The sequence below is a fragment of the Bacillus sp. FJAT-29814 genome, from assembly GCF_001510715.1.
GTDB lineage: Bacteria > Bacillota > Bacilli > Bacillales > Cytobacillaceae > Neobacillus.
The window spans coordinates 102,790-116,905 of sequence record NZ_LMTJ01000002.1; the positions used below are offsets into that span (position 1 = coordinate 102,790).

Genomic DNA, 14,116 nt, shown 5'->3' on the forward strand with positions numbered 1-14,116 from the left:
AAATAACGTATTTTCCCAACAGAGGGAAAATATCACATAACGGAGAATATACTAAACAATGAATTTTAGGAAGGACTGTTCTCCAAAGATGACATTAAAGAAATCTCAAATAGTTGAAAGGGAGAAATATTTAAACCAAATTCCAGCCATCCTATCAAACCTTTTGGAAGGAAATGGCACGGTTATTGCGATTATGGGCGAACCTGGAATCGGCAAAACCCGGGTGGCAAAGGAAATCATGAATATTGCCAGTGGGCACCAATGTAAAATCTTGCTGGGACGCTCCTATTCTGTCGGCGGAGACACGGCCTATACGCCTATTATCGAAATGTTCAATCAGGGTTTCCGGGGGATTAGTCCTGAAAAAATTACTAATTGGACAAGGGATTTGCCAGACTTGGGCAAACTGTTTCGCCGATTGTCTTTCCCTGAACCCCCAAAAGTGGCCGATCAGGCCTTAGAAAAAACTCGTTTATTTGAGTCATTGGTTTGTCTGGTGGAACGGATGGCTGAAGGGCGGCCACTTATCATTGTACAAGAGGATATACATTATACCGATCCGGCTTCCTTAGAATTTCTCCATTACTTAAGCCGCGGCACAAACATCTCTCCTCTGATATTGGTTTTAACGATTGATACGCTTGGGCTAGCGAATAATCCAAATGTGAACGGCCTTGTTCAGTCGTTACGAAAAGAGGATTACTTCATGGAATTCCACCTCAATCGCCTGAGTGTTATAGGCGTGACCCAACTGCTGTCAGACCGGCTGGGTACAGCCTTACCAGATGGCTTTATTCCTTTTATCATGAAACATTCCGAGGGAGTGCCTCTGTTTATCGATGAACTGGTGCATTCTTTACTTGAAACAAATGCATTAACAAAGCAGGATGGGGTTTGGGTCCTTTCAGGCCGTTCAATTGAAACCATTCCTTATCGAATTAAAGAGCTGATAAAAGAGCGAATCCAACGAATTGATTCCTTGGAACAAAAAGTCCTCCTATATGCGGCGATATCAAAAGGAACTGTATCCCACTCGATCCTGCATCGTCTCACACAAATGAATGAAGACGACTTTTTGTCCGCAATCCAACGGCTTCAATCCTCAGGACTAATTTTTGAAGAGATCCAGGAGATGGAGGTCCATTACGGCATCTACCATACCTTAGTGAAGGAAGTCATCTACGAGGAGCTTCCCATTATGGCACGCAGACGCGCCTATCAGTATTTCATCGATGTCCTTGAAGATAGCGGCTATGATAATGTCGAGTATTTGGCTCATTTATATGAGGGCGCCGGACCTGAAACGGACCCTGTGAGAACGCTCAGCGTTTTCCTTAAAGAAGCGGAACGGGCCCTAAGTCTGCATGCATACGTATCGGCAGCTAAGTATTATAAATCCGTCTTGCAGCTAATACAAACAGGCAAGATGGCTGATGAAAAAGGCCGCATTCCCTGGCTCTTACAACGCTTGGGGGAAACTCACAAACTGCTGGGAGAACGTACTGAAGCCCAGCGGTATTGCCTAGAAGCGATTCGGACCTATGTTCCATCCAACAATCAAATCGAAATCGCACGTTTACATGGGTTATTAGCGAATATTTTTTGGGAATCAGGTGAAATCGAACAAAGTTTGCAATACCTTGAGGATGGTTTGGCAATAGCCCGAAACCAACATGATTCCCATGACGTACATTACCAACTTTTGCATACAAGTCTTGTTTTCTTGAGCAGGATGAAACGACCGGAAGAATATCGCCGAGTATATGAAGAAATTCAACAGGTCCAAAAGTTAATGAGAACGCCTCAGGCTGCAGCACGAGCGAAAGTAGCGGAAATCGATTATTGGACAAGCCACGTCACGATGGAAAATTATAGTCCCAGTAAGGTTAGGATCTTAGTTGAAGAGCTTAGTAAAATGGAGGCAGATGATGAGACTCTTTTCCGAGGCTATTTCGTTAGCTCCGTTAATTTTGTATTCTGCGGAAAATATGAACTTAGCAGAAAATATTCGGGGAAGGCTTTAGAGGTCGCCCTCCGAATGCGTATTTTGGAATATGAGATTCGCAGTTACTGGATGCAGGTGCAAACCCATCTCTTAAGCGGTCAATGGAAACTTGCTTTACCAATCATTGATTTATGTTTTTCAAAAGCTAGAAAAATGGACGTCGGCAGGCCATTAACCTATGCCCAGATTATAAAAGGAACGGTTTATGCCTGGATGGGACGACACAAAGATGCGCAAGTATGCTTAGACGATATGAAACGTCTCATCCCAGCCTTCCTAACGAAAGATGGACACATAATCGATATGATGTCTCCCATTGAAATGATGATTGCCTTGGGGACAGAAAAAGCTAAGGATTACTACAACTCCATGAATCGAACTCGGCCATATTACGTCGCGAATCCTTTTTTAAATCTTGCCCTATGGGGGGAAATTCAATTAGTCGCAGGCGATCCAACAGGGGCCCAGAAAACAGTGACGGAGCTTCTTTCAGGACACATCGAAGAAAATAGTTACGCTTGGGCGCTGGGAAAACGCCTGGAAAGTAAAATTGATTTTTCACTAGGAAATAATGCATCTGCTCTACACCACATTAACGAAGCCATTGATCATTTTAACGAGTTAAGAATGCCATTGGAACAGGCCCGCTCATTGTTAATTTATGCTGACATTCATCTGGACAAAAACCCGGGAGAAGCAAAAAAATCTTTGCTTCAATGTATGGAAATGTTTGAACAGCTGGATGCGGACCAGGATTTGCAGTTGGCCCAAGCAAAGATGAAAAAACTTGGGGTGAGTTTTCCTAAACACACCACAAAACAAAAAGAAACCATTTTAAGTAAACGAGAAATGGAAGTTGCCCGGTTGGTTGCTGAAGGTCTAACAAACATAGAAATCGCGGATAACCTAATCATCAGCCCGCGCACCGTAAGTACGCATCTCGAAAAAATCTACAGGAAACTTGGCATCAACTCCAGAGCCTCACTTGTAAAATATCTGATTTCAATTGAAAACCAATAAACTTAGAAAGCCGCCATTGCCTCATTTTATCGGGTATAGCGGCTTTTTACGTATGTGTTTTTTTGTAAAAATACGTAATCTGCATTTCTCAAAATACGTTATTTACTCGATATGCCCCATCTTACAGCGATGATAAATTGGTAATGTGAACAACGGGTTCATAAAAACCAAAAACCAAAGGAGAGTTGAGCATGTATCATCGATTTGATTTGTATGGTCCAGTCCATAAGGGGATTCGCTTGGCATTAAGCGGTTTATCCTATCAAACAGGGTCAGTTGACAGTTCTGACTACGACAAGGTGCAAGCATTTATCGAGGAATTTAGAAGTGTTGTGATCATTCTCGAATCCCATTCGAGAGATGAGGATGACAATATCAATGAATCGTATGAAAAATTTGCTCCTGAAACATTACAAGAGTTGGAGCAAGAGCACGAAGGATTGGAACACAAGCTCGAGCAACTGGCTGAATTAGTGAATCAGTTGGAAGCGAATCGGGCGAATCCAGTGGAGTTTCCGAAACTTTGGTACCAAGTGGGCAAAGAGTTAAACCGCTTCACAGCTGATTACTTAATCCATCTTCAGCGTGAAGAGGGCCCTGGGATGAAGGCATTATGGGATAATCTGAATGATGACGAATTAAGAGTGATTTCAAAAAATATCAGATCCTCGATTCCGCCACACGCGATGGCCATTTTTATGCATTATATGATACCAGCGATCAGCCACACAGAACGAGTTGAAATGTTTAGCGAAATGAAAAAATTTGCACCGAAAGAAGCATTGAACGGAATGTTGGGCATCGCCGAAACCCGCTTGGACCAAAAAAGCTGGGGTCAGCTGCAATCGGCACTTACAAAAATCAAAACGGAAGGGGTTCAGAATCAGGTATGAAAATTCTTGTCATCGGAGGTACAGGAACGGTAGGCAGCCGTCTTGTTTCAGAGCTTTTACTCCGTAAGGCATCCGTCCGCGTTCTTACCAGAAATCCAGGCAGCAATCAGAACGTGGAATGGTTTCAAGGAGATTTAGAGGCTCCCGGTAGCTTCGAATCAGCTTGCATCGGTGTAGATGCGGTATTTCTGTTAACCAGCATGTCATTAACAGAAACGAGCCAAGGAATTGCAGCTGTTGAGTCCGCCAAAAAAGCAGGTGTTCCCAAAATAGTCTTCTTGTCGACACCAATGGCAAAGGAGATGCTCCACATTCCTCATATAAAAAGCAAGATTGGGATTGAAGATACGATAAAGCAATCAGGTATGGAGTATACCATTTTACGGCCGAACAACTTTTTCCAGAATGATTACTGGTTTCGTGAGGCGATTCTTCAATACGGGGTCTATCCTCAACCGCTGGGTTCGGTCGGATTGCACCGCGTCGATGTCGGCGATATTGCCTATGCAGCGGCAAATGCACTCTTGCTCAGCGGCTATGAAGGAAGGGAATATCCACTTAACGGACCTGAAGCATTAACTGGAGAAGCAATCGCTGAAACGTATAGTCGACTTACAGGCACAACCGTCCGGTATATTGGAGATAACCTCGATGAATGGTATCAACAAGCAATTACGTCGATGCCAGAGTGGCTTGCTCAAGATTACAAAGTGATGTATGCCTGCTTTCAAAAATTTGGCTGCCTAGGCTCTGAAGAAGACTTCAAACTTCAGAAGCAATTGCTAATGCGTGAGCCCAGTTCATTTGAGGATTTCGCGGCGAAAAACGTGAATCACTGGAAAAATGAAACGATAAGGAGAGTTTAAACAATGAAAAAAATATGGGCGGTGTTATTATGTGCAATTATCGCAACAACAACCAGTGTGGTCTTTGCCCACTCGGGAGACCTTGCACAGCAAAAGCAGCAGACTTTATCCAGTCAGCATCAGAAGAGTTCAGGGGCACAAGAGACTGCAAATCCGGGAAGCATCCCGACGGTTCTCGTGAACGGGATCGTGATAAAGTCAGAGTTGAATCATTTCAAGGATGAGGTCCTATATGTGTCGGTAGAAGAATTCGCCTCATTGTTGGATAAAAGCTATGATTTCTCAATGCAAGAAAAGCAAGTGACCTTTAATGGCAAAATTATTAACAGTATTCGAATCAAATCCGGGGAACCAACTGCAAATATCACTGATTTGGCAACAGCAGTTGGTGCGCAAAAGATCACTTGGGACGCAGCAAATAACGAATGCTATGTTCTAGTCCTTCCGGAGGGGACAATTCAATTGGATCCTCATGTTGTCCCTAAAATGGGCGAACACTGGGCCAATCCGGGAGCGGGAGACCTTCCAATCGGACCAATTTACGGGGTATATGATGGTAAACTAGTATTCTTGGAATACATGATTGCCCAGGAAGATTTCATCCAGGGAAAAAATCATGTGAACCTGGCAGGAATGAAAGGAGTACCTATGCCACAGGTGGTTCAAGTGGATGTGGAGTACCAAGCACACGGACACTCGGGCTTTGAAGTCCCTCATTACGACATTCACAATTACTTTATTAGTGATGAAGAACAACAGGAAATTGAATGATTTTAAGAGAAAGGCTGCCTCTTCAATAGAGACAGCCTTTCATCGTTTTAATCATATTTTTGTAAAAATAATCCCAAGAATCGCTGAGAGGATTCCTACAAGCTGATATCGTTTTAATTTTTCCTTAAAAATCCAACACCCGGCCAGAATGACAACTAGGCAATTCAAGCTGACGATTGGGAAGATGATGCTGGCAATCCCCTTCTGCAGTGCGTAGAAATAGCTGCTGTAACCAATAACGCTGACCAAACCGACTAGTGAACCGATATTGATTTCCGACCGTTGCCAACTTTCCTTTTCCCGCAAACTGATCATTCCGAGATAGACGCTTCCCACTCCGTACATAGAAATTAATGTACTAAGCGAACTAATATGTAAATAAGAGGTTGTTTTCATTAAAATACCGAGGATACCAAAGGACACGATGGCCAAAAGCACCCGGTACATCCAACGTCCGTAATTGGATCCACGGTTTGCTCCCGGCGAATATTGAATCATGATGGCAGAGCCAAGGATCACCACAATCCCAATCCAATGAATAAAGTCTATTCGTTCATGAAATATAAGCGCCGCCCCGAGAATCGGCAGTATGGTATTTGCACCGATTAACGGTGAAGTTAAACTCGCCGGCCCGTTTTCAAATGCCCGAGACATCTGAATATTGCCATTGGCATTTAAGATTCCAATCAAACCTCCTAGAATGAGGGCATAGATGTTGAATTGCATTTCCCCTACTGAAATCCCATATCCGAGCGTCAGGATAAATGCCACAAAATAAAAGAAAAACTGTAAATGTACCTTTGACAAGCCACGGCTTGTACTCCATTTAAAAATGGTATTATTCGTCCCGAAGCTCAAGGTTGTGACCAATGCTGCCGCAATCCACATGCTGAAACCTTCTCCCCTATCATTTTACTATCTCATTTTAGTACCATTTAGAAAGTATTGGCAATATATTTTTTCGAGTTGCGAATAAAATGTCGGTACAAAAAAACTAACCGGATGATATCCGGTTAGCTCAATTACTTAGCCTCTTATACCATACTGCGGCAGCCTCTACTTCATCCAATGTCAATTGATGCCCACGATTCTCCCAATGCAGCTCTACCTTTGCATTGGCATTTTCCAACAACGACTGTAACTCAGTCGATTCTGCTGGCGAGCAGATCGGATCATTTGTCCCGGCAGCAATGAACACTGATTTACCTGACAAATCAGGCAGCTCCACGCCCCTCCTCGGTACCATTGGATGATGGAGTATCGCACCTTTTAACGCATTTTGATAATGGAACAATAAACTTGCAGCGATATTCGCCCCATTTGAGTAACCAATGGCAATAATATTGTCCCGGTCAAAACCGTACTTCTCGGCTGCTTCATTAAGAAAATCATTTAATTCTTTCGTGCGAAAAATAAGATCCTCTTCATCAAAGACTCCTTCAGCCAATCTACGAAAGAACCGCGGCATGCCATTTTCCAATACATTCCCGCGCACGCTTAATACATTCGCTTCATCGTCAATTCTTCCTGCAAGAGGCAACAAGTCCAGCTCATTGCCACCAGTACCATGAAGCAGCAGTAAAGTTGGCCGAGTAGCGTCTTTTCCCTTATTAAAAATGTGTTTCATTAACGAGCACCTTCCTTATTTTAAGTCTAATGGGCGTAATTTTTCCTCAATCTCTTTTCTACGTGGCTCCAGGAAATCCGGTAAAGCCAATTTCTGCCCCATCGTTTCCATCGGTTCATCTGTTGCAAAACCTGGCGTATCTGTTGATAATTCAAACAAAATCCCATTTGGCTCTCTGAAATATAAAGCCTTAAAATAATAACGTTCCACCTTGCCTGAATTTGGCAAATGATTGTCCTTTAATACTTCAGCCCATTGATTATATTCTTCTTCATTCGGGACACGGAAAGCAACATGGTGTACCCCACCGCGTCCTAATCGCGCTCTTGGCAAGTCCGGTCTTGTTTCAATATGAACTTCCGCTCCACTTCCTCCTTCACCCGTTGCATAAACCGCGATATCGGGAAAATCCCCTTCAAGTGATGGATATGAGCCAACATAGCGAAATCCCATGACTTCAGTCAGTACGCCAACTGTCGGTTCCGCAATTCCAACTGTAAGTGTGACGGGTCCCAAACCAATGATGGCATGCTCGGAAGGAATATCTTCCCACTGCCAAGGAATCCCGCCTCTTACACCATGTTCTCCATTATCAGCAACAAGAATCAAACGAGTCCCATCGAAATCTTGGAACGCCAAGGAATCACGGTTTGCCCGCTTCTCTATTTCCCCATGCTGAATTCCAAATTGTTCAAAACGATCTTTCCAAAAATTCAAAGAGTCTGTACTCTTCACACGCAAGGAGACAGTAGAAATATCCGAAGTTCCTCTGTAGGAATGCCCAAGTCCCGGGATATCAAAAAATGTTACCTCTGTCCCTGGTGTCCCTTCCGCGTCTGCATAGAAAAGATGGTAAGATTCTGTGTTATCTTGATTAACCGTTTTTTTCACCAAGCGCATGCCGAGAATTTTCGTAAAGAATTGATAGTTTCGTTCCGCTTTACCTGTTAAGATCGACACATGATGCAAGCCCAACAGTTCCATTTCTATTCACCCCTATTTAGGTCGTTCGATTTCAAACATCTCTCCAATTTTGGCGTAATAATTTCCGGCCAATCGGCTTACCGCGGCCAATCCCCTTGGGTCAATTCTCCCCTTTTCATACATGTCCTTTTCAATATGAAATTGGATCACTTTCCCTATTAATAGATCACACCCAGGAGACTCTAGCCCCCCCAATTCCAAGGAGTGCTCCAATACACACTCCATACGAATTTTCGCTTCCATTATCCCCGGAACAGCAACCTTCACGCTCTCAACAGGAGTTAAGTTGGCCCATTCTATTTCACTTTGGTCCGCAGGAAGACTGGCAGCCGTTTTATTTATTTTTTCAACATTCTGCTCATCTACGATGTGGATAACAAATTCCTTGGACTCTATGATGTTTCTTGCTGTATCCTTTTGTTTGCCGCCTGATCGTTGGACTGATAATGAAATCATCGGGGGATTTGATGAAACGATATTAAAATAACTAAATGGTGCACCGTTCAAAACGCCTGCTTCCGACATGGTTGTCACGAAAGCAATAGGTCTTGGGATAATACTCCCAATAAGAAATTTGTAATTTTCTCTTTCCGATAACGAGGCAGGGTCAATGGATAGCATTGAATTCATCCCCCTTTAGTCTAATTCTCTTACGTCAAACGGCAGCAATCTTCGTTCGATTTGACCGCGATATTGTTCGTACTGTTCCGGAAGCATTAATTTTTCTCCCATCGTTTCATGGGATTCATCATGAGCAAACCCTGGAGGATCGGTGGCGATCTCAAATAAAATTTCCCCATGCTCCCTAAAGTATATAGCATTAAAATAGTTTCTGTCCCGAACCGGCGTGACGCCGTAACCATTAGAGGCAACATATTGTTGCCAATCCAATTGGTCTTGATCATCAATGGCCCGCCATGCAATGTGATGGACGGTTCCTACTCCCATTGCCCCGCGTCCGGTTGGCGTAAGTTTAAGATCGATCACATTTCCGATGTCTCCGGAAGAACGGAAACGAGCGAGATCTCCTTCTTTACCTACTAATTCAAGCCCCATTACTTTTTCCAGCAACTCCGCCGTTTTTTCTGGCTGGGATGATAATAGCGTTGCCCCACCAAAACCTTTGATGGCAACCTCAGGGGTTACATCTCCAAAGGTCCAGGTATTGGTTTCCCCTTCTTCTCTTTCAACAATTTCCAAGTGAAGGCCGTGTGTATCATCAAATTCCAGATAATCTTCTCCAAAGCGTTCTATTTTTGTAAAAGGAACTTTGAATTTTTCTAATCTTTTTTCCCAAAAGCCCAAAGCACCTTTCGGAACAACATAAGATGTGATTCCTACTTGACCGTCTCCAATGATTCCTTGCTGAGCACCTGGCCATGGGAAGAAGGTAATGATTGTTCCCGGTTTTCCTCCTTCATTACCGAAATAAAGATGATAAGTACCCGGATCATCAAAGTTGACCGTTTGTTTAACTAAGCGCAACCCCAGAACTCCCGCGTAAAAGTCGACATTCTCCTGTGGATGACCAACGATTGCTGTGATATGGTGAATACCCATTGTTTTTTTACTCATCATTCGCACTCCTTTTTTACCTTATTCTTTACCAATTATCTAGAATATTTTATCTCGAATTCGAGATATCATTCAAAAAAAATTAGACGTTTTTCCTTACTTTTTTCAAAAGCTGTACCAATGCCTCCGCATCTTCTGAGGTTAGGGCACTAAATATTTCATCCACTAACTCATGATGTTTCGGCATCAATTTGTTCATTAATTCGATACCAGCGTCCGTCAAGGTAATATGAATGACTCGTCGGTCTTCAAGACAAGCATTACGCAATAACAGGCCTTTTTGTTCTAACTTGTCGATCACATACGTCATCGAGCCGCTTGAAATCAAGATGCTGTTTCCAATTTGTTGTATCGTTTGTTTCCCTTTATGATAAAGTACCTCTAAAACGGAAAAGTCTGTAATACTCAAATTGTTTTTAGCAATCTCTTCCTTTATTCGCTCATGAATCGCTTTTGATGTTTGCATTAATGTAAGGAATGGCAAATTGGTGCATTTATTTTTCATTTTATCTCACCTCCACCAATTCATTTGAATTTAAATATCTTGAATATGAGATAATATTACAGCCAATCCTCTATTTTGTCAAATAAAATTTGACATGAAAGGCGTTTCATAATTTACACTTAGATAACAGGTTGCAAGGAGATACTAACAATATCAGGGATGTAACCACCAATATTAAATCTGAAAGGCAGGTATGGAGATGACAAACCAAAGCGTGATTTTTTTTGATATAGATGGAACCTTGCTTGACCATGATAAAAAATTGCCCACCTCCACTAAAGAATCCATTTTTAAATTGAAGGAAATGGGACATATCGTTGCAATCGCTACAGGCCGAGCCCCATTTATGTATGAGGATTTGCGAAAGGAACTGGAAATCAATACTTTTGTCAGCTATAACGGCCAGTATGTCGTGTTAAACGGCGAGGTGCTATATACTAATCCACTAAACATCTCTTCTCTTGAAAAACTAACCGAAGCAGCCCTAAAAAATAATCATCCGGTGGTATTTATGGACCATGAGGATATGAAGGCAAATATTCCGGAGCATGCGTACATAAATGAAAGTATTGCGACATTAAAAATTAAGCAATTTCCGACCCACGACCCAAATTATTACAAAGGACGCGAATTGTATCAAACGCTCCTCTTCTGTCCGGAAGGCGAAGAAACACAGTATGAGCGGGCGTTTGATGACTTTGATTTTGTACGATGGCACCCAGTTTCAGTGGATGTTGTTCCAAAGGGCGGCACGAAGGCGAAGGGAATTGCCAAGTTAGTCGAAAAGCTCGGATTTCCTGCAGAACGCCAATTTGCCTTTGGCGACGGTCTAAACGATTTGGATATGCTGTCAACCATCCATAATAGTGTGGCAATGGGAAATGGCGAGGAAGAAGTGAAAAGAGTGGCCAAATATGTTACAAAGTCTGTTGATGAAGATGGGATTCTTCATGGCCTGCAAATGGTGGGGCTATTATAAATGAATGCTCGCCGATTGGCGGGTCCGTTGAATAAAAATGAGCGACTGCTACATGCAGCCGCTCGTTTTTATTATTTATTATTTATTATTATCTAACTGTTTTTAAAGCACCGCTCCATGCAATCACTTCATCAAGCATTGCATTGACGTTTGCATTATGCAATTCTTGAGGCGTAAATACAGACATGTTTTCAAAATCAGTAAACAGGCTTAAAGTTGGATGTGTGCGAACGTCAGCAATTTTTAATTCGCCGCAGATTCCACGTAAATGTTCAGCTGCACGCGCTCCGCCAGTTGAACCATAGCTTACAATGCCGGCAGCTTTGTTGTACCAAGCTTCGCGGGCAAAATCAAGTGCATTTTTCAATGCTCCAGAAATACTGTGGTTGTATTCTTGAACAATGAATACGAATCCATCGAGATTTGCCAATTTTTCGTTCCATGCAGCGATTCCAGGCTCTGTTCCATCTGTTGTGCCTAAGAAAGGAAGATTGAAATCTGCAATATCCACGATCTCATAGTTTGCATCGCCGCGTTGATCGGCAATCCCTTTCACCCATTCTGCAACTTGTGGGCTAACACGTCCTTGACGAGTGCTTCCTAAAATAATCCCGATATTTAACTTTTCAGTTGCCATTGTTACATCCTCCTTTGGTTCTTTTCCAAATAATCTATCTAGTAAACCCATGATGCACACCACCTCAACATATTTACATTGGAGCAAAATGCTCTGTCACCAACTATTATTCAGTTGGTTACTTTATGTAAGTTAGTATATTATCATAAATAATTATAGTCAAGTAATTAATATATAAAAAGTAATTTATTTTTAAAGAAATATGATTATAATAGTAAGTAAGGAGTTGATTTCAATGGATAAATCGATTTGTCCCCGATTTGAAAAAGCCATGGGAATGTTAAGCCAAAGATGGACTGGCATGATCATTTATCAGCTTTTACTTGGTCCCCAGCGTTTCTGCAATATTGAATCTTCCATTGGCATAAGTGGAAGAGTGCTTTCTGAACGGTTGAAGGATTTAGAGAACGAAGGAATTGTGAAGCGCGAAGTTTTCCCAGAAACTCCTGTTCGTATTGAATATTCTTTAACAGAAAAAGGCAAGGCCTTAGAACCTTTAATGAGAAGTATAGAAACTTGGTCACATACTTGGTTGAATGAATAAATGAAAGTAACCGCCCCATTAGAAGCGGTTACTTTCTTTTTTTATCATGAGACTAACCAGGCAAACATTTCATTGTAAAGATTGAGTATCTCCTGCAATCAACTTCCGCTTGGACTTAAATTTGCGCTTTCCAAAATAATAAACAGGAACGATGATGACAGCCCAGATGGCAAAATAGTTAAGGATGACAAGGAATGGGTTGCTGCTGCCGTTATGGCTCTCTATTCCCTCTCTCCTATGAAATTTTTCTCCATGAAACTCTCCATCAGGCCGTCCATGTTTCACATCCGTCTGATAAACTGAGGTCCCATTAGTTGGGGCCTCCCACCTTTGCTCCATTTGTTTTGGCATGAAATCCCCGCGATTGGCAGAGGCTGTTGAAGCAAACCACTGAATTCCGCCTGCCAGAATGGTGAGTGATAGGACGACAGGAACCAGGATACCCTTTCTGACCTTACCTTCCTTCGTTTTAAATGCTTTTTTGCAAATCGTCATGACCCATTGCCAATGCAAGGCAATATGAAGGCCGACTAGGACCAGCGTAGCGTCAGCGAATAAACCATGGAGTCCACGCAACCAGCGGCTCCCCTGGATAGCAAGACCTGGAAAAACAACCCGCGAAATAAAAATCCCAGTGATGATGACACCTGCCATCGCGATTAATAGCAATACGTTTAACATATAACCAAATCGCGTCTTATTGGGAAGTTTGGAATCAAGAATCTTTTTGGTTGTATTAACAACCCAGCGATAATTTAATCCGATGTGAATAAGGATCGCAACTCCGATTACAGTGCCGGCAATTTCATGGAACGGCAATCCGTCCAAGACTCTCGGATTCATCAGCAAAACAAAAGTAACAGCCATCAGCAAGTCTAAAACAATTTTTATATAATTCTTTTTCACGTCAATTCCTCCAAACTTAATGGTTCAAGCTTAACTGCCTTTATATTAGTTGGGGAATCTTAATAAATCCTTAAGATACTTTGGGCACTTTTAAAAAATATGTTGCTTTAACCTATAAGAGGCGAATTTTGAAATAAAAAAATAACCCCCTTTATTGTAGGCGGTTACTTTTTATTTATAAAAATTTAATCAAAAAGCCTTGTAATAATTCCGCCAATAATGACAACTACGATGGCACCGAGCAAAGCCGGCAATAACGAAACTCCCCCTATCACCGGTCCGAACGTTCCAAACAGATACTCGCCAAGCCATGCCCCGACAAATCCAGCAAAGATGGCCGCCGCCCAGCTGCCCGGCATTTTCAAAGGTGACAGCTTTTCCGCAACAGTCCCAATGACGAACGCTATAATGACAGCCATGAGAAAAGAAGTAATGGTCATCTGAACAACCCCTTTTTGTCATTTTATTCAAGAATTGTCCAATTGGTTCGAGAGCAATCAGGTATGTTTATATATAAGTAATTTCCTTATTCATTTAAAGAAAGTTCATATTATTTCATTTTTGCACTAGTATTTGGTGGTAAAATTATGAAAAACAGAGGAGGAATTTTTTATGTCTAGTATAATGGGGTTATTCTCATTATTTATTGTAACGGGAGTACCTGTGGCTATAATTTTTCTATTAGTATTGATTTATCAAATAAAAAAGAATAGCGAAATTCAAATTGAGCAAAACAAAAAGATTATTCAACTGTTAGAAAAAAGTCATTGAGGCAACTAGGCGGCTTTGCGGGTATTTTTTAAA

16 protein-coding genes are annotated in these 14,116 nt (G+C 42.0%); 7 read left to right on the forward strand and 9 right to left on the reverse strand.

Features of this window, described 5'->3' with window-relative positions; genetic code table 11:
- The first annotated feature begins 88 nt into the window (after nt 1–88).
- The 4 genes from AR334_RS04430 to AR334_RS30115 all read left to right on the forward strand — a co-directional run bounded on the left by AR334_RS04430 (nt 89) and on the right by AR334_RS30115 (nt 5,555).
- The gene (locus tag AR334_RS04430; protein ID WP_066305641.1) at nt 89–3,025 is read left to right on the forward strand and encodes a LuxR C-terminal-related transcriptional regulator; all 2,937 of its coding nucleotides are present in this window, start codon (nt 89–91) and stop codon (nt 3,023–3,025) included.
- 191 nt (nt 3,026–3,216) lie between these two features.
- Nucleotides 3,217–3,918 carry a hemerythrin domain-containing protein gene (locus AR334_RS04435; RefSeq protein ID WP_066305650.1) on the forward strand — a complete coding sequence of 234 codons (702 nt, stop codon included), beginning with the start codon at nt 3,217–3,219 and terminating at the stop codon, nt 3,916–3,918.
- Nucleotides 3,915–4,784 (forward strand): SDR family oxidoreductase, encoded by an 870-nt coding sequence (locus AR334_RS04440; protein WP_066305658.1) that lies wholly within the window; start codon nt 3,915–3,917, stop codon nt 4,782–4,784. The genes AR334_RS04435 and AR334_RS04440 overlap by 4 nt, the downstream gene beginning before the upstream one ends.
- 3 nt (nt 4,785–4,787) lie before the next feature.
- Entirely contained in the window at nt 4,788–5,555 is a 768-nt protein-coding gene (locus AR334_RS30115) for a hypothetical protein (protein WP_216638007.1), read from the forward strand.
- Nucleotides 5,556–5,606: 51 nt separating this feature from the next.
- Here the strand turns inward: AR334_RS30115 and AR334_RS04450 are convergent, their stop codons facing one another.
- The 6 genes from AR334_RS04450 to AR334_RS04475 form a co-directional block, all read right to left on the reverse strand.
- The gene (locus tag AR334_RS04450; protein ID WP_066305663.1) at nt 5,607–6,443 is read right to left on the reverse strand and encodes a DMT family transporter; all 837 of its coding nucleotides are present in this window, start codon (nt 6,441–6,443) and stop codon (nt 5,607–5,609) included.
- A gap of 130 nt (nt 6,444–6,573) precedes the next feature.
- Nucleotides 6,574–7,182, reverse strand: a complete 609-nt coding sequence (locus AR334_RS04455) for an alpha/beta hydrolase (RefSeq protein WP_066305668.1) — start codon at nt 7,180–7,182, stop codon at nt 6,574–6,576.
- Between the two features lie 15 nt (nt 7,183–7,197).
- Nucleotides 7,198–8,166: a ring-cleaving dioxygenase gene (locus tag AR334_RS04460; protein WP_066305680.1), complete on the reverse strand. Its 969-nt coding sequence runs from the start codon at nt 8,164–8,166 to the stop codon at nt 7,198–7,200.
- A 12-nt stretch (nt 8,167–8,178) separates the two neighbouring features.
- On the reverse strand, nt 8,179–8,787 hold the full coding sequence (locus tag AR334_RS04465; protein WP_066305686.1) for a flavin reductase family protein: 609 nt from the start codon (nt 8,785–8,787) through the stop codon (nt 8,179–8,181).
- A gap of 15 nt (nt 8,788–8,802) precedes the next feature.
- Complete coding sequence (locus AR334_RS04470) at nt 8,803–9,741, reverse strand: ring-cleaving dioxygenase (protein WP_066305692.1); 939 nt, start codon at nt 9,739–9,741, stop codon at nt 8,803–8,805.
- 82 nt (nt 9,742–9,823) lie between these two features.
- Nucleotides 9,824–10,246, reverse strand: coding sequence for a MarR family winged helix-turn-helix transcriptional regulator (locus AR334_RS04475; RefSeq protein WP_066305699.1), 423 nt, complete (start codon nt 10,244–10,246; stop codon nt 9,824–9,826).
- Nucleotides 10,247–10,445: 199 nt separating this feature from the next.
- Between AR334_RS04475 and AR334_RS04480 the strand changes: the two genes are divergently transcribed.
- Nucleotides 10,446–11,225, forward strand: coding sequence for a Cof-type HAD-IIB family hydrolase (locus tag AR334_RS04480; RefSeq protein WP_066305704.1), 780 nt, complete (start codon nt 10,446–10,448; stop codon nt 11,223–11,225).
- An 88-nt stretch (nt 11,226–11,313) separates the two neighbouring features.
- On the opposite strand, the gene AR334_RS04485 is transcribed toward AR334_RS04480, so the two are convergent.
- Nucleotides 11,314–11,913: an NADPH-dependent FMN reductase gene (locus AR334_RS04485; protein ID WP_066305710.1), complete on the reverse strand. Its 600-nt coding sequence runs from the start codon at nt 11,911–11,913 to the stop codon at nt 11,314–11,316.
- 184 nt (nt 11,914–12,097) lie between these two features.
- Between AR334_RS04485 and AR334_RS04490 the strand changes: the two genes are divergently transcribed.
- Entirely contained in the window at nt 12,098–12,406 is a 309-nt protein-coding gene (locus AR334_RS04490; RefSeq protein ID WP_066305713.1) for a helix-turn-helix domain-containing protein, read from the forward strand.
- Between the two features lie 69 nt (nt 12,407–12,475).
- Here the strand turns inward: AR334_RS04490 and AR334_RS04495 are convergent, their stop codons facing one another.
- On the reverse strand, nt 12,476–13,312 hold the full coding sequence (locus AR334_RS04495; protein ID WP_172799155.1) for a DUF4405 domain-containing protein: 837 nt from the start codon (nt 13,310–13,312) through the stop codon (nt 12,476–12,478).
- Between the two features lie 185 nt (nt 13,313–13,497).
- Nucleotides 13,498–13,752: a GlsB/YeaQ/YmgE family stress response membrane protein gene (locus AR334_RS04500; RefSeq protein ID WP_066305719.1), complete on the reverse strand. Its 255-nt coding sequence runs from the start codon at nt 13,750–13,752 to the stop codon at nt 13,498–13,500.
- 172 nt (nt 13,753–13,924) lie between these two features.
- Here AR334_RS04500 and AR334_RS29375 point away from each other — a divergent pair, with 172 nt between their 5' ends.
- Nucleotides 13,925–14,083, forward strand: coding sequence for a hypothetical protein (locus AR334_RS29375; protein ID WP_156431176.1), 159 nt, complete (start codon nt 13,925–13,927; stop codon nt 14,081–14,083).
- The last annotated feature ends 33 nt before the right edge of the window (nt 14,084–14,116 follow it).